Origin of the sequence: Ruminococcus intestinalis (genome assembly GCF_014288065.1) — a bacterium.
Lineage (GTDB): Bacteria > Bacillota > Clostridia > Oscillospirales > Acutalibacteraceae > Ruminococcoides > Ruminococcoides intestinale_A.
This window is the reverse complement of record NZ_JACOPS010000001.1, coordinates 508,753-523,130: the sequence shown is the minus strand read 5'-3', so window position 1 is coordinate 523,130 and position 14,378 is coordinate 508,753. Positions and strand designations below refer to the sequence as shown.

The 14,378-nt window shown below is 34.6% G+C and carries 21 protein-coding genes and 1 pseudogene; 20 read left to right on the top strand and 2 right to left on the bottom strand.

Translation table 11 applies throughout. The features are described 5' to 3' along the window. Positions 1-29 precede the first annotated feature (29 nt). The 6 genes from H8R91_RS02630 to H8R91_RS02605 all read left to right on the top strand — a co-directional run bounded on the left by H8R91_RS02630 (position 30) and on the right by H8R91_RS02605 (position 3,457). Entirely contained in the window at positions 30-674 is a 645-nt protein-coding gene (locus tag H8R91_RS02630) for a hypothetical protein (protein ID WP_186934749.1), read from the top strand. Positions 675-736: 62 nt separating this feature from the next. Continuing rightward, positions 737-1,192, top strand: coding sequence for a hypothetical protein (locus tag H8R91_RS02625; protein WP_186934748.1), 456 nt, complete (start codon positions 737-739; stop codon positions 1,190-1,192). 5 nt (positions 1,193-1,197) lie between these two features. Then, the gene (locus tag H8R91_RS02620; protein WP_186934747.1) at positions 1,198-1,443 is read left to right on the top strand and encodes a hypothetical protein; all 246 of its coding nucleotides are present in this window, start codon (positions 1,198-1,200) and stop codon (positions 1,441-1,443) included. A 65-nt stretch (positions 1,444-1,508) separates the two neighbouring features. Continuing rightward, positions 1,509-2,213 carry an ATPase gene (locus H8R91_RS02615; RefSeq protein WP_186934746.1) on the top strand — a complete coding sequence of 235 codons (705 nt, stop codon included), beginning with the start codon at positions 1,509-1,511 and terminating at the stop codon, positions 2,211-2,213. A gap of 57 nt (positions 2,214-2,270) precedes the next feature. Further along, positions 2,271-3,230 (top strand): replication initiation factor domain-containing protein, encoded by a 960-nt coding sequence (locus tag H8R91_RS02610; protein WP_186934745.1) that lies wholly within the window; start codon positions 2,271-2,273, stop codon positions 3,228-3,230. Beyond that, positions 3,227-3,457: a hypothetical protein gene (locus H8R91_RS02605; RefSeq protein WP_186934744.1), complete on the top strand. Its 231-nt coding sequence runs from the start codon at positions 3,227-3,229 to the stop codon at positions 3,455-3,457. The genes H8R91_RS02610 and H8R91_RS02605 overlap by 4 nt, the downstream gene beginning before the upstream one ends. A gap of 564 nt (positions 3,458-4,021) precedes the next feature. On the opposite strand, the gene H8R91_RS02600 is transcribed toward H8R91_RS02605, so the two are convergent. Then, positions 4,022-4,501, bottom strand: a complete 480-nt coding sequence (locus H8R91_RS02600; RefSeq protein ID WP_186934755.1) for a DUF2726 domain-containing protein — start codon at positions 4,499-4,501, stop codon at positions 4,022-4,024. Positions 4,502-4,510: 9 nt separating this feature from the next. Then, a complete protein-coding gene (locus H8R91_RS02595; protein ID WP_186934754.1) occupies positions 4,511-4,777 on the bottom strand; it encodes a helix-turn-helix domain-containing protein in 267 nt (88 codons plus the stop codon). A gap of 140 nt (positions 4,778-4,917) precedes the next feature. Between H8R91_RS02595 and H8R91_RS02590 the strand changes: the two genes are divergently transcribed. The 14 genes and pseudogenes from H8R91_RS02590 (at position 4,918) to H8R91_RS02525 (ending at position 14,253) form a co-directional block, all read left to right on the top strand. Next, a complete protein-coding gene (locus H8R91_RS02590) occupies positions 4,918-5,199 on the top strand; it encodes a hypothetical protein (protein WP_186934753.1) in 282 nt (93 codons plus the stop codon). Positions 5,200-5,359: 160 nt separating this feature from the next. Next, entirely contained in the window at positions 5,360-5,602 is a 243-nt protein-coding gene (locus H8R91_RS02585) for a hypothetical protein (protein ID WP_186934752.1), read from the top strand. Positions 5,603-5,616: 14 nt separating this feature from the next. Further along, positions 5,617-5,790: a hypothetical protein gene (locus tag H8R91_RS02580; RefSeq protein ID WP_186934751.1), complete on the top strand. Its 174-nt coding sequence runs from the start codon at positions 5,617-5,619 to the stop codon at positions 5,788-5,790. Between the two features lie 136 nt (positions 5,791-5,926). Next, on the top strand, positions 5,927-6,076 hold the full coding sequence (locus H8R91_RS02575) for a hypothetical protein (RefSeq protein WP_186934750.1): 150 nt from the start codon (positions 5,927-5,929) through the stop codon (positions 6,074-6,076). A gap of 56 nt (positions 6,077-6,132) precedes the next feature. After that, positions 6,133-6,777: a hypothetical protein gene (locus tag H8R91_RS02570; RefSeq protein ID WP_186934749.1), complete on the top strand. Its 645-nt coding sequence runs from the start codon at positions 6,133-6,135 to the stop codon at positions 6,775-6,777. Between the two features lie 62 nt (positions 6,778-6,839). Further along, positions 6,840-7,295: a hypothetical protein gene (locus tag H8R91_RS02565; protein ID WP_186934748.1), complete on the top strand. Its 456-nt coding sequence runs from the start codon at positions 6,840-6,842 to the stop codon at positions 7,293-7,295. A 5-nt stretch (positions 7,296-7,300) separates the two neighbouring features. Beyond that, on the top strand, positions 7,301-7,546 hold the full coding sequence (locus tag H8R91_RS02560) for a hypothetical protein (protein ID WP_186934747.1): 246 nt from the start codon (positions 7,301-7,303) through the stop codon (positions 7,544-7,546). 65 nt (positions 7,547-7,611) lie between these two features. Next, positions 7,612-8,316: an ATPase gene (locus tag H8R91_RS02555; protein ID WP_186934746.1), complete on the top strand. Its 705-nt coding sequence runs from the start codon at positions 7,612-7,614 to the stop codon at positions 8,314-8,316. Between the two features lie 57 nt (positions 8,317-8,373). Further along, entirely contained in the window at positions 8,374-9,333 is a 960-nt protein-coding gene (locus H8R91_RS02550) for a replication initiation factor domain-containing protein (RefSeq protein WP_186934745.1), read from the top strand. Continuing rightward, positions 9,330-9,560: a hypothetical protein gene (locus tag H8R91_RS02545; protein WP_186934744.1), complete on the top strand. Its 231-nt coding sequence runs from the start codon at positions 9,330-9,332 to the stop codon at positions 9,558-9,560. The genes H8R91_RS02550 and H8R91_RS02545 overlap by 4 nt, the downstream gene beginning before the upstream one ends. Before the next feature lie 594 nt (positions 9,561-10,154). Beyond that, positions 10,155-11,198: pseudogene (locus H8R91_RS02540) on the top strand (ABC transporter ATP-binding protein); the annotation flags it as partial. Positions 11,199-11,572: 374 nt separating this feature from the next. After that, positions 11,573-12,364: an ABC transporter permease gene (locus H8R91_RS02535; RefSeq protein ID WP_186934742.1), complete on the top strand. Its 792-nt coding sequence runs from the start codon at positions 11,573-11,575 to the stop codon at positions 12,362-12,364. Continuing rightward, the gene (locus H8R91_RS02530; RefSeq protein ID WP_022234277.1) at positions 12,364-13,158 is read left to right on the top strand and encodes an ABC transporter permease; all 795 of its coding nucleotides are present in this window, start codon (positions 12,364-12,366) and stop codon (positions 13,156-13,158) included. Before H8R91_RS02535 ends, H8R91_RS02530 begins: the two co-directional genes overlap by 1 nt. A 21-nt stretch (positions 13,159-13,179) precedes the next feature. Further along, entirely contained in the window at positions 13,180-14,253 is a 1,074-nt protein-coding gene (locus tag H8R91_RS02525; protein WP_186934741.1) for an ABC transporter substrate-binding protein, read from the top strand. Positions 14,254-14,378: the final 125 nt, after the last annotated feature.

Below are 14,378 nucleotides of genomic sequence, written 5' to 3'. Positions count from 1 at the left end.
GCACTACCACGGGGGGCTATTTTTTTAAGGTGGTGATTTTTATTAAGTTTAAAAAATATATTGTAGTTGCTCTTGCGGTTTTATGTGTTGTTGTTTCTTCTTGCGTATCTGCGTTTGCACTTGATGATAAATATTCATCTGTTGATGTTTTTCAAGCTGATTATGTTAAGAGTTGTCTTGAAAGTGACTCTACTTTTAAAAAATATTCAGTAAAAAGTAAATATTATTTTGTATCTTGTTCAATCGGTGGCTCTGATGACATTCCTCGTTATTTCCTTAATGTTAAGTTTTTTGATGATAACAAATTTTGGAATGATACTTCTGGTCTTGGTATGCATTGTAATGATATTCTTAATTATGAATATGATAAATCTCTTAATTCTTTTGTAAATACTGATGTTGTCGAAGGCTCTAATCGTGTTTTAAATAATTTTTCTACTTCTTTTTCTGATGTAATTTATTCTACTGTTGACATAATCAATTCTGCTGACGGTTCTGTTTTTTTTCAAAGACCCCTAACTCTTCTGGAACGGCTACTCAACCCAGTACAGGAGCAAGTGGGGGAGAAAGTGGTGGCGGATTCACTTATTTTGACAATCTGTGGAATATCCTTAATAGCATTGTTAGTTGGTTGCAGTCTTGTGCCGAAAGTATTACACAAATTCCGAGTTTAATTTGGCAAAATGTAAGTAGTTTACCTCAACTTATTTGGAATTTCATTAAAGATATTCCTCAAATGGTATGGAATTTTTTTGAAAATTCCTTTAATACTGTTTTATCTATCATTCAGAACATTTTTAGTACTGTTGTTTCTTTGCCTGAAAATATTTTAAATGGCATTAAATTTATTTTCATTCCTGATACTGAACACATTAATAATAGCATTGATAATCTTGTAAACAATTTTAAAAATGCTTTTGGTGTTAATTCTTTTGATATTTCTGAAGTTTTTGGTACTGAAGCTGAAATAGGTAATCAACAAGGTACTATTCAAGTAGGTTCTATTACTTTTACTGGTACTGTTTTTGACAGTAGTTTTCTTTTGAAAGCTGTCAATACTTTTCGCCCTGCTATTAGGGGGTTTATTATTTTTCTTCTTGTTTTATATAATATTAATCAATTTTTAAGGTTTATTGGTCAAGAAGGTTTATCATTAGGTTCTTTGTTTGCAAGTTCTCGAAAGGATGATTAGATTAAATGATTTTTCAAGTTTTAATTGATTTTGCTGTTAGTCTTATATCTGGTCTTATTGGCGGTTTGTCTTTTTTTTCTATTCCTTTGGATTTTGTTAATACTCTTGCTACTGTGTGCGTATATGGTAATTGGCTTGTTGGTGCGGATGTTCTTCTTCTTTTTGCCGGTTGTGTATCTTGTTGGTTTGGTATTAAGATTAGTGCCGGTATTGTTCTTTTTGTTTATCGTCTTATTCCTTTGTGTGGGTGATTTTAATGTGGATATATTTAATAATTGGAATTTTTGTTTGCATTTTCAGGCGGTTTATTTTTTCATTGCCTCAGCTGCTCCGGTATAAACTTAAAGACTTAAAGAACTTTAATAAGGACTATTTCAAGCTCTACGGCTTGCGAGTTTATACAGGTAGACAGGGAGCAGGGAAGACGATAGGTCTTGTATATGACCTTGAACGATACCGTAAGCGTTATCCAAAAGCTAAGATATATACAAATTTTGGCTATAAGTACGAAACCGCACCGCTTAATAGTCTTAATGACCTTTTGGATTCGTCTTTGAAAAACGGTACTGACGGTGTTATTTTTGCAATCGATGAAATTCAAAATGAGTTTAGTTGTGCGAATAGTAAAGATTTTCCTGAAACGCTTTTAAGCCAAGTTACGCAGCAGCGTAAGCAGCGTGTTTGTATTTTAGCAACTTCTCAAGTTTTTACTCGTGTTGCTAAACCACTTAGGGAACAATGTTTCATTGTCGTGGTTTGTCAAACTCTCTTTAGCCGATATACAAGGCTAAAATATTATGATGCAGATGCTTACATAGAGTATGCAGACAATCCCAGCAGGGACAAGCGGAGAAAACTCCGCAAAAAAGACTATCAGTCTTTTGTACAAACTGATAGTTTAAGAGATTTATACAACAGTTACTTGCTTATTGAGCGTTTAAGTCGTGTTGGCTTTGCTCCTAAGCAACAAGTAATTAATACAACAAATATCGTTGTGTCAAACGCAAAGGGAAAACGCTGAGCGTTTTCCCTGCGGTGACACTGATATTTTGTTTAATTCTTTTTATGGGGTGTTATTATGACTAATAATGTTTTTTTCGATTATTTTGCTTTTTCAAGCAAGATTGATAGTCCTTATTCTTTAATACAACTTTTGAATTTAAATGAAGAAAATTGGCTTAATAGTAAAGGATTTCACGGTTACCGTCAACAACTTTATTGCGGAGGTATTCATATTCATTTTGACGGTCAAGATAATATGGGTGTATGTCTTGAGATGTCGGGCTCTGGCTGTAGAATGTTTGAGGATAACGGCGGTAATTTTATTGATTTAATTCGTTATTGTTTAGATAATAAGGATGAAATTAATATTACTCGTATAGATGTTAGTTATGATGATTTTACAGGCTGTTTAGATTTGTATCAGATTGAATCTGACATAGTAGCAGGTAATTACCGTTCTCGTTTTCGTGCTTTTCCTATTGAGCGTATACATTCTAAATCTATAGATAAGCGTACATTTACTATTTATTGCGGTTCTAAACAATCTGAAATAATGTTCCGTATTTATGATAAGAAAGCAGAACAAAAAGCAGATTGCGCACATTGGGTTAGATTTGAAATTCAGCTTAGACGAGAGCGGGCGGAAGTTTTTGCAGGTTTGTGCATTGAAAATTCTATTAATTCGCTTTTTCGTGGTGTTATAGTCAATTATCTTACTATTGTAGAGAATAATGAATCTGACAGTAATATTAGTCGTGCTGTTATTAAGCCTTATTGGCTCAAGTTTCTTGATGATGTATCAGCTGTTAAATTAACTAAGCAAGCTGATGATTATACTACATCTAATTTACAGCGCTTTGTAGAAAGACAATTACCAAGTGCTCTTGTTGCTTATATAGCGCTTTTTGGTTTTGATGAATTTCTTGAACTTCTTAACCGCCGCAGCCGTGTTAAACTTAATGTAAGACATCAGAGTTTGCTTGATAAAGCTAAGCTTGATGTAATTGGTAATTTTGATTCGCTGGTGGTTCTATGACTGAACAGGAATATAAAATTATTGCGATGTGGGAATACATATTTTATGAGCAACAGCGTGCAGAAAATGATTACTTGCAGTACAAAGATTTCTTTCGTATATATGAATACGATACTATAGATTTACTTGAATTTATATTAGCAAAAAACCGCCTCGATGTGACTAATAAGATAATGGATGACTTATCAAAAATTCTTTCTAATCACGACCAAAGCGGTTTGAAGTAGTTATTATGCTGAAATCTATTAACGCAGCGTTTAAGTTTCTTTGTGCAGTATTCCTCGAATTATACAAAATATGCCTTGCGAGTATAGTTAATCTTCCCTCAATTATACAAAACATTGATTGCTAAGAATTTGTATAATTTATTCTTTACTTATAATAATACAGATTTTTATAAATTGCAAATTTTTATTCGGGAATTTAAATTTAGAATTTTCTGAAACTTTCTGCTCGGATAAGGGAGCTTGCGACCGTGGGTGCAGGGGGCTTGCCTCCTGCTGGGTAAAGGGCAAAGCCCTTTGTCAACCTTTTATGCGAGCTGTAAGAGTTTAAGCGTGGTACGCATTTTGTTTATATAATAAGTCTGAGCGCTGCACAAAAGCAAGAGCTCGCCCTTGTCAACATTCGCCTTGCGGTTCTCATTCTTTTTCTGCACTATGTTATAATGCGCTATCGTTCTTATTTTTTACATTAATTTAAAAATGCAGAAACTTTCCAAAAAGAAAAAGTCGGATTTTTAGTCCGACTTAACCCCCCTCCGCTAACAGGGGGGTACAACTTACAATTAATTATCTTATGATGTTTTTCTTCCTCAAAATATATACTATTATCGGCTCTAATGAATTAATATTAAAATTATAACTTCTTATAAAGTCAATCCCTGCGGCTGTAAGTGCGTTATTTACAAAAGCATCTCTTTCTATACGGTTTTGTTTTTGGTGGCTCTTATCGTCAAGCTCTATAGCTGCTATCATTTGCATAGTGTATTTATGTGTTAATACAAAATCTATATGCTTTGATTTAATTTTACCGAAGTAACTCATATACTCTTGATTTGTTATTTTGCCTTTATCTACTTCAATTATATCAGCTAATCGCATTTTTACTTGAACAGATAAATTATACTTATCTGCTAACTGAACTAAATTATAGTAAAATCTGTATTCGTTATTAGTTAATAATTTTCGTTCCTTGTACGGATAGAAACCGTTTGTATTTATGTATTGCATTTGTTTATATTGTGGTAATGGGTTATATGTGTTGTTCATTATTTCACCTTATTTCATTTGTACATTTCCATAATTTATATTTATGTTGTTTTTTATTGACCAGTTTGGTTTTGGATTTTTTGTAAGTCCGAGTATGTAATCAGCTGAAACATTATAGAATTTACATAATGTTATTAGATGTTCTATTGGCAATGGTCTTTTGCCATTTTCGTATTGAGCGTAATAACTTTGTGTAGTTCCTAATATCTTTGCTATATCTTTTTGGTATAAATCGTTATCTTCTCTAAGACTTTTAATGTTTTGTGCATAATTCATATTTTAAAACCTCTTTTTTGTTACTTTAGTAGATTTTACCATAGTTCACATATTAACTATTGTATTTAGTTGATATGTGAACTATAATAATATTAGATAGTTCATATATTGACTACACTAAATAATAGGGGACATTAAAAATGCTTGAACAGAAAGAACTTAAACTATTTAGACTTAATGTAAATAAATCAAAGATGGTAAAACTTTGTCGGTCTTATTTTCATTTACTTAAAAATAAAAAATTTAACGATTTCTATTTTTTTAAAAGCGGTAGTTTTTTTAAACTTGAGTGCGGTAGTTATGAGTTTTACTTATCTGTTTGTATTGGTAAAGTAAGATTATCTGAACGCAATTCTGATGTTTCTTATATCGTTGATTATGACGATTTATTCAAATTCGATTTAGTCAAAGAAATATGTTAATCACTCGGTTTAGGCAACATAAAAAAGACACAAATTAGAGCAATTCTCCCGGTATGCATAACGGAGTATGTAACACTACGATTTTTAAGTTACTTAATGTCAAGTCTTTCCGAGTGCCCCTAATAAATCTATTCAAAAAAATTCAATCAAGGAGGTAAAAATGAAAGTAAAAATTATAGGTAAGCGATCAGGAAGTTTCACCGACAAGAAAACAGGTGAGTTAGTCAGCTTTGGTAAGATGTCTTGTATAATTCCTTTTCCTCTTGATCAGAAAGATTCCGAGGGTGAACAAGCTCTTGAAGTTTCTGTTCGTCCTGATGTGCTTGTTAATGTTCCTGTTCCGTCCGAAGCTGAACTTGACTTCAATCAATATGGTTCACTTATCGGCATTAACTTACTTTAATGAGGTGTAAAAAAATGCAGTATGTTTTTTCTTTGCTGATTGTTGCGTTTGCTATTTTCGGATTTATTGACTTTGTTAAAAGTTGTGTTAACTATTTTAAAGAGTACATCGAAAAATTGAGGTGCAAAAAATATGGAATTATCGACGCAACCGACAACGCAGGCGATTCAGAAAATAGCGACACTTGATGAATTACTTAGTCAATCGCAACTGACGAACAGTATTTTACTTTTTGTGCTTGCTGTTGCCGTTGGTGTGTTTGTATGTTATCTATTGTACAAAGCTCTGACATTCTATGATATTTTTTAAAGGAGGTGTAGCGTATTGGATTTTGCTATTACAGCTGAATTAATTAAACCTATTCAGACTGCTATCGACTCCGGTCTTAGTACTCTTGTACCTGTGGGTATCGGTATTATGGCTGTGTTTGTGGGTATCTCTCTTATTCCGAGAATTATTTATAAGTTCCTTTAATTCTCTGTGTGAGCCGTTCCCCTCGTGGCACTACCACGGGGGGCTATTTTTTTAAGGTGGTGATTTTTATTAAGTTTAAAAAATATATTGTAGTTGCTCTTGCGGTTTTATGTGTTGTTGTTTCTTCTTGCGTATCTGCGTTTGCACTTGATGATAAATATTCATCTGTTGATGTTTTTCAAGCTGATTATGTTAAGAGTTGTCTTGAAAGTGACTCTACTTTTAAAAAATATTCAGTAAAAAGTAAATATTATTTTGTATCTTGTTCAATCGGTGGCTCTGATGACATTCCTCGTTATTTCCTTAATGTTAAGTTTTTTGATGATAACAAATTTTGGAATGATACTTCTGGTCTTGGTATGCATTGTAATGATATTCTTAATTATGAATATGATAAATCTCTTAATTCTTTTGTAAATACTGATGTTGTCGAAGGCTCTAATCGTGTTTTAAATAATTTTTCTACTTCTTTTTCTGATGTAATTTATTCTACTGTTGACATAATCAATTCTGCTGACGGTTCTGTTTTTTTTCAAAGACCCCTAACTCTTCTGGAACGGCTACTCAACCCAGTACAGGAGCAAGTGGGGGAGAAAGTGGTGGCGGATTCACTTATTTTGACAATCTGTGGAATATCCTTAATAGCATTGTTAGTTGGTTGCAGTCTTGTGCCGAAAGTATTACACAAATTCCGAGTTTAATTTGGCAAAATGTAAGTAGTTTACCTCAACTTATTTGGAATTTCATTAAAGATATTCCTCAAATGGTATGGAATTTTTTTGAAAATTCCTTTAATACTGTTTTATCTATCATTCAGAACATTTTTAGTACTGTTGTTTCTTTGCCTGAAAATATTTTAAATGGCATTAAATTTATTTTCATTCCTGATACTGAACACATTAATAATAGCATTGATAATCTTGTAAACAATTTTAAAAATGCTTTTGGTGTTAATTCTTTTGATATTTCTGAAGTTTTTGGTACTGAAGCTGAAATAGGTAATCAACAAGGTACTATTCAAGTAGGTTCTATTACTTTTACTGGTACTGTTTTTGACAGTAGTTTTCTTTTGAAAGCTGTCAATACTTTTCGCCCTGCTATTAGGGGGTTTATTATTTTTCTTCTTGTTTTATATAATATTAATCAATTTTTAAGGTTTATTGGTCAAGAAGGTTTATCATTAGGTTCTTTGTTTGCAAGTTCTCGAAAGGATGATTAGATTAAATGATTTTTCAAGTTTTAATTGATTTTGCTGTTAGTCTTATATCTGGTCTTATTGGCGGTTTGTCTTTTTTTTCTATTCCTTTGGATTTTGTTAATACTCTTGCTACTGTGTGCGTATATGGTAATTGGCTTGTTGGTGCGGATGTTCTTCTTCTTTTTGCCGGTTGTGTATCTTGTTGGTTTGGTATTAAGATTAGTGCCGGTATTGTTCTTTTTGTTTATCGTCTTATTCCTTTGTGTGGGTGATTTTAATGTGGATATATTTAATAATTGGAATTTTTGTTTGCATTTTCAGGCGGTTTATTTTTTCATTGCCTCAGCTGCTCCGGTATAAACTTAAAGACTTAAAGAACTTTAATAAGGACTATTTCAAGCTCTACGGCTTGCGAGTTTATACAGGTAGACAGGGAGCAGGGAAGACGATAGGTCTTGTATATGACCTTGAACGATACCGTAAGCGTTATCCAAAAGCTAAGATATATACAAATTTTGGCTATAAGTACGAAACCGCACCGCTTAATAGTCTTAATGACCTTTTGGATTCGTCTTTGAAAAACGGTACTGACGGTGTTATTTTTGCAATCGATGAAATTCAAAATGAGTTTAGTTGTGCGAATAGTAAAGATTTTCCTGAAACGCTTTTAAGCCAAGTTACGCAGCAGCGTAAGCAGCGTGTTTGTATTTTAGCAACTTCTCAAGTTTTTACTCGTGTTGCTAAACCACTTAGGGAACAATGTTTCATTGTCGTGGTTTGTCAAACTCTCTTTAGCCGATATACAAGGCTAAAATATTATGATGCAGATGCTTACATAGAGTATGCAGACAATCCCAGCAGGGACAAGCGGAGAAAACTCCGCAAAAAAGACTATCAGTCTTTTGTACAAACTGATAGTTTAAGAGATTTATACAACAGTTACTTGCTTATTGAGCGTTTAAGTCGTGTTGGCTTTGCTCCTAAGCAACAAGTAATTAATACAACAAATATCGTTGTGTCAAACGCAAAGGGAAAACGCTGAGCGTTTTCCCTGCGGTGACACTGATATTTTGTTTAATTCTTTTTATGGGGTGTTATTATGACTAATAATGTTTTTTTCGATTATTTTGCTTTTTCAAGCAAGATTGATAGTCCTTATTCTTTAATACAACTTTTGAATTTAAATGAAGAAAATTGGCTTAATAGTAAAGGATTTCACGGTTACCGTCAACAACTTTATTGCGGAGGTATTCATATTCATTTTGACGGTCAAGATAATATGGGTGTATGTCTTGAGATGTCGGGCTCTGGCTGTAGAATGTTTGAGGATAACGGCGGTAATTTTATTGATTTAATTCGTTATTGTTTAGATAATAAGGATGAAATTAATATTACTCGTATAGATGTTAGTTATGATGATTTTACAGGCTGTTTAGATTTGTATCAGATTGAATCTGACATAGTAGCAGGTAATTACCGTTCTCGTTTTCGTGCTTTTCCTATTGAGCGTATACATTCTAAATCTATAGATAAGCGTACATTTACTATTTATTGCGGTTCTAAACAATCTGAAATAATGTTCCGTATTTATGATAAGAAAGCAGAACAAAAAGCAGATTGCGCACATTGGGTTAGATTTGAAATTCAGCTTAGACGAGAGCGGGCGGAAGTTTTTGCAGGTTTGTGCATTGAAAATTCTATTAATTCGCTTTTTCGTGGTGTTATAGTCAATTATCTTACTATTGTAGAGAATAATGAATCTGACAGTAATATTAGTCGTGCTGTTATTAAGCCTTATTGGCTCAAGTTTCTTGATGATGTATCAGCTGTTAAATTAACTAAGCAAGCTGATGATTATACTACATCTAATTTACAGCGCTTTGTAGAAAGACAATTACCAAGTGCTCTTGTTGCTTATATAGCGCTTTTTGGTTTTGATGAATTTCTTGAACTTCTTAACCGCCGCAGCCGTGTTAAACTTAATGTAAGACATCAGAGTTTGCTTGATAAAGCTAAGCTTGATGTAATTGGTAATTTTGATTCGCTGGTGGTTCTATGACTGAACAGGAATATAAAATTATTGCGATGTGGGAATACATATTTTATGAGCAACAGCGTGCAGAAAATGATTACTTGCAGTACAAAGATTTCTTTCGTATATATGAATACGATACTATAGATTTACTTGAATTTATATTAGCAAAAAACCGCCTCGATGTGACTAATAAGATAATGGATGACTTATCAAAAATTCTTTCTAATCACGACCAAAGCGGTTTGAAGTAGTTATTATGCTGAAATCTATTAACGCAGCGTTTAAGTTTCTTTGTGCAGTATTCCTCGAATTATACAAAATATGCCTTTTGTATAATTAACTATATTTTTATACAAGGGTAGAAAACCTGTAATTTGATTACAGATTGCAGGTCTTCTACCCACTTTACTTACACATTATTATATCATATGACATATAAAAAGCAAAGCGTTTTCTCAATTGCATTTTACATATCTTCTGCGTTGTAAATAGATGTGACCATCTGTACTTTTTCTCCCGGTACCGTCAGTTCCGAATATTTGCGAATTGCCTTCTTCTTACACTTGACAAACTATATCCGTATTTTCTGCTTCTCTTTTTTTATTGGTTCACATCATTTTAACACACACAATAAAAGCGGTATTTGCGAAAATATAATAATTGACTTTTACTGCAAAAAAGACTATAATTTACTGGTATGCTTTTGTCTTTACAATATTGCTACAGTAAATTGTAGGGGCGGACAGTGTTCGCTTGGTCAAAGCTTTTGCCAATTGTCACTCTCCGTCCTTTAGTTATGCAATAAATACAGCATATTAGATTTTTTTATGAACAGGGGTGCGTTAATGGAGCAGTCAGAAAAAAATACCATTATATCTTTAAGGGATATATTCGTCCGATTTGACGGAGAGGTAATATTAAACCATATAAATCTTGACTTTAAAGACAAGGAATTTATTACTATTCTCGGGCCGAGCGGCTGCGGAAAAACCACTACCCTAAGAATTATCGGCGGTTTTGTCGAACCTGAAAGCGGAGATGTTCTCTTTGACGGTAAAAGAATCAACGGCACACCGCCAAACAAAAGAAATGTTAATACGGTCTTTCAAAAATATTCGCTTTTCCCACATCTTAATGTGTTTGACAATGTCGCTTTCGGTTTAAAACTGAAAAAACTACCGAAAAACGAAATTAAAGAGCGTGTTTCAAAAATGCTTGCGGTTGTTGACCTTAAAGGATATGAAAAGCGAGCTATCACAAAACTTTCGGGCGGTCAGCAGCAGCGTGTTGCCATTGCAAGGGCTTTGGTGTGTGACCCGGAAGTTATTTTGCTTGACGAACCGCTCGGTGCGCTTGACCTTAAGCTAAGAAAGAGTATGCAGATTGAATTAAAAGAAATTCAGCAAAACTCTCAAAAAACTTTTATATATGTAACACACGATCAAGAAGAGGCTCTTACAATGAGCGATACCGTTATTGTAATGAACAACGGTGTTGTTGAGCAGGTTGGCTCACCTGAAGATATTTACAACGAACCCGTAAATGCATTTGTTGCGGATTTTATCGGCGAGGCAAATATTCTTAACGGCATAATGCTCGGCGACTGCCGTGTAGAAATTCTCGGCAAGCAGTTTGAGTGCGTAGATAAGGGCTTTGGCGAAAACACACCTGTCGATGTTGTAATCCGTCCCGAGGATATTGAAATTACAACTCCCGAAAAAGGTCAGCTTGCAGGCACTGTAGTAAAATCGACATTTAAGGGCGTTCACTACGAAATGAGCGTAATGTGCGGCAAGTGCGAAATCCTTATACATTCCACTTCTTCCGCAGAAATCGGCAGTCAGATTGGTATGCAGGTAATTCCGTTTAATATTCAGATTATGAATAAACTCCTGCCGTTCTATAATAATGAAATCGAAGTAACGGTTTCTTCCGCAAACGAAGACGAAAATACATTCAGCTTTGAGTTTGAAGACGAAACCATTGAAGTGCCAAATCATTATTTTAAGGAAGGCACAAAGTTAAAAATCATTCTTCCGCCGGACGCACTTTCACTTGCGGGTGACGGCAACGGTGACCTTACGGATTTATATATTGAATCTGTTATTTATAAGGGTGAACATAATGAGATTATCCTTGAGTCGGACACACGAAAATGGCTTATGCTAAGCGACACTGACGAACAGGTTGCCACTTATGTACCGCTCTCGTTTGATTTTGATAAAGCGAAATTTGAAGTTTTATCCGATAAGGAGGGCTAAAGATGAAATCACGCAAGCCCTCTATTCCCTATATAATTTGGATGGCGGTATTTACAATGATACCGATGATAATGGTCGGTATTACAGCTTTTACAGGCAAGAACGGCGGATTTTCGTTGGAGGCTTTTGAAAAGGCTTTCTTTTATAAAGAAGTATTTTTAAGGTCGCTTTGGATTGCATTAATATCAACCGCAATCTGTTTGCTTATTGCTTATCCGCTTGCTTATATGCTTACAAAAATGAAACCGTCAACGCAGAATTTTGTAAATATGCTTTTGATGATTCCAATGTGGATGAACTTTTTGCTTAGAATATACGCATGGGTTACGATTTTACAGTCAAACGGTCCGCTCGATACAATTTTATCATTCTTCGGAATACACGGTACATACCTCGGAAATTCGGGTGCGGTTGTGCTCGGTATGGTTTATGAGTATCTTCCGTTTATGATTCTTCCGATTTACACTGTTATGAGTAAAATTGACAATGGTCTTATTGAGGCGGCTCAAGACCTCGGTTCAAACGGATTTCATGTATTCAGCAAGGTAGTATTGCCACTGAGTATTCCGGGTGTAATTTCGGGCATTACTCTTGTGTTTGTTCCTTCGGCAAGCACTTTCCTTGTAGCTCAATACCTGGGCGGCACAAATGACATTATGATCGGTGACATAATAGACAAGGTGTTCTGGACAGACCAAAGTACGGGTTCGGCGATTTCGCTGATACTGATGGTATTTATCCTTGTGTTCCTTGTGCTTATGAATTTCTTTGGAGATGAGGAGGCGATTGCATAATGAAAAACAAGCATATTGCCTCAAAGATATATACAACGCTTGTGATGTTGTTTTTATATCTTCCGATTTTTGTACTCATTATATTTTCGTTCAACGAGGGTAAAACTACTGTATGGAAAGGCTTTTCGTTCAAATGGTATGAAGAACTTTTCAGAGATGATAAAATTATAAACGCTCTCGGCAATTCGCTTATAATTGCCGTACTCGCATCAATTTTCGCAACCGTACTCGGCACTGCCGCAGCTATAGGAATAAGCAATTTCAAAGGTAAAAAAAGACTGCTTATACAGAGTGCGTCTAACATTCCGATTATCAGCCCTGACATTGTAATGGGTGTATCGCTTATGCTTTTATTTACATTTTTAGGTGTTTTATTTAACTTTGAAATGGGTTTTGTTACCGTGCTTATTGCTCATATATGTTTTTGCGTTCCTTTTGTAGTGCTTAATGTTATGCCGAGAATACACAAGATGGACCAAAGTATTTATGATGCGGCGCTCGACCTCGGCTGTAATCAATGGCAGGCTTTTTACAAGGTGGTAATTCACGAGCTGATGCCGGGTATTTTCTCCGGACTTTTAATGAGCTTTACTTACTCTCTTGACGATTTTATAATCACTTACTTTACAAGAGGAGCAAAGTTCCAAAATCTTTCTATTGAAATTTACTCAATGACACATAGAAGAATATCACCAAAAATCAATGCGCTTTCCGCACTTTTGTTTTTAGCGGTACTTATCGTTATGATACTTATAAATATTCGTGACAAACACGAGGAAAAGGTGAAAAAATAAACTGAATAAGGGAGATTGAAAATGAAAAAATTTGGCTGTGTTGTTCTTTCTTTACTCATCGGTACAGCGGCTTGCAGTGCAATGGCAGGCTGCGGCAAAAGCTATGACGGTGAAGTTAATGTATATAACTGGGGTGACTACATTGCAAACGGCGAGGACGGTACGCTTGATGTAATTGACGAATTTGAAAAAGAGTACAACATCAAGGTAAACTACACCACTTACGAAACCAACGAAGAGCTTTACAATATGCTTAAAAACAGCAATGTAAGTTATGATGTTATTATTCCGTCAGATTATATGATAAGCAAGCTCATAAGCGAAAATATGCTGCAGGAACTTGATTACAGCAACATTCCTAACAAAGATAACCTTATGGAACGCTTTAAAAATCTTTCCTGCGACCCTGAGGGTAAATACACTGTTTGCTACACCTGGGGCGTTACTTCAATGGTTTATGACAAAACAAAAGTGGCAACAAAGCCAACTTCATGGGAAGCACTTTGGGATAAATCGTTAAGCGGCGACATTCTTATGTTTAACAACAGCCGTGACGCAATGGCCATTGCAATGCAGCTTTGCGGTATTAATCCTGCCGAATGCACAAAAGAAGATGTTGACAAGGCGGCGGCAAAGCTTTCCGAACAAAAGCCTTTGCTTAAGAAATATGTAATGGATCAGGTTTTCACAGAAATGGAAAACAGTCAGTCGACAATTGCACCGTACTACGCAGGCGATATCGTTATGATGATGGAAAATAACGAAGATTTGGACTATGCAATGCCCGAAAACGGCTCTAACCTTTTCTATGACGCAATGTGTATTCCTACTTGCAGTAAAAACAAAAAGAATGCCGAAAAATTCATTAACTTTATGCAGTCACCTGAAATTGCGGCAGCTAACTTTGAATATCTCTACTACGCAACACCTAATCAGAAAGCATATGACGAGTATCTTGACGAGGATATAAAGAATAACGAACTTATCTTTCCGAGTGACGAATATCTCGACAAATGTTATGTATTTACAAATGTACCCGACGATGTTTACAGCTATATGCAGGAACAGTTCGTAAAAATTCAGGCGGATAAATAATCAAAATCAAAGCAAACAGAGCAGACTTAAAATTACAGTCTGCTCTGTTTTTATGTTTTTATGATTTTGTTATGTATCAGAAATTAAATCAGCATTTTACTTTTTAATATTCTGTCGCATATCAA

What these genes read in the sequence shown, in the direction of transcription:
- H8R91_RS02605 (WP_186934744.1), top strand. Translation starts at nt 3,227, where the DNA reads ATGACTGAACAGGAATATAAAATTATTGCGATGTGGGAATACATATTT.
- H8R91_RS02525 (WP_186934741.1), top strand. Translation starts at nt 13,180, where the DNA reads ATGAAAAAATTTGGCTGTGTTGTTCTTTCTTTACTCATCGGTACAGCG.
- H8R91_RS02585 (WP_186934752.1), top strand. Translation starts at nt 5,360, where the DNA reads ATGAAAGTAAAAATTATAGGTAAGCGATCAGGAAGTTTCACCGACAAG.
- H8R91_RS02565 (WP_186934748.1), top strand. Translation starts at nt 6,840, where the DNA reads ATGGTATGGAATTTTTTTGAAAATTCCTTTAATACTGTTTTATCTATC.
- H8R91_RS02600 (WP_186934755.1), bottom strand. Translation starts at nt 4,501, where the DNA reads ATGAACAACACATATAACCCATTACCACAATATAAACAAATGCAATAC.
- H8R91_RS02620 (WP_186934747.1), top strand. Translation starts at nt 1,198, where the DNA reads ATGATTTTTCAAGTTTTAATTGATTTTGCTGTTAGTCTTATATCTGGT.
- H8R91_RS02625 (WP_186934748.1), top strand. Translation starts at nt 737, where the DNA reads ATGGTATGGAATTTTTTTGAAAATTCCTTTAATACTGTTTTATCTATC.
- H8R91_RS02530 (WP_022234277.1), top strand. Translation starts at nt 12,364, where the DNA reads ATGAAAAACAAGCATATTGCCTCAAAGATATATACAACGCTTGTGATG.
- H8R91_RS02580 (WP_186934751.1), top strand. Translation starts at nt 5,617, where the DNA reads ATGCAGTATGTTTTTTCTTTGCTGATTGTTGCGTTTGCTATTTTCGGA.
- H8R91_RS02550 (WP_186934745.1), top strand. Translation starts at nt 8,374, where the DNA reads ATGACTAATAATGTTTTTTTCGATTATTTTGCTTTTTCAAGCAAGATT.
- H8R91_RS02595 (WP_186934754.1), bottom strand. Translation starts at nt 4,777, where the DNA reads ATGAATTATGCACAAAACATTAAAAGTCTTAGAGAAGATAACGATTTA.
- H8R91_RS02535 (WP_186934742.1), top strand. Translation starts at nt 11,573, where the DNA reads ATGAAATCACGCAAGCCCTCTATTCCCTATATAATTTGGATGGCGGTA.
- H8R91_RS02545 (WP_186934744.1), top strand. Translation starts at nt 9,330, where the DNA reads ATGACTGAACAGGAATATAAAATTATTGCGATGTGGGAATACATATTT.
- H8R91_RS02590 (WP_186934753.1), top strand. Translation starts at nt 4,918, where the DNA reads ATGCTTGAACAGAAAGAACTTAAACTATTTAGACTTAATGTAAATAAA.
- H8R91_RS02560 (WP_186934747.1), top strand. Translation starts at nt 7,301, where the DNA reads ATGATTTTTCAAGTTTTAATTGATTTTGCTGTTAGTCTTATATCTGGT.
- H8R91_RS02610 (WP_186934745.1), top strand. Translation starts at nt 2,271, where the DNA reads ATGACTAATAATGTTTTTTTCGATTATTTTGCTTTTTCAAGCAAGATT.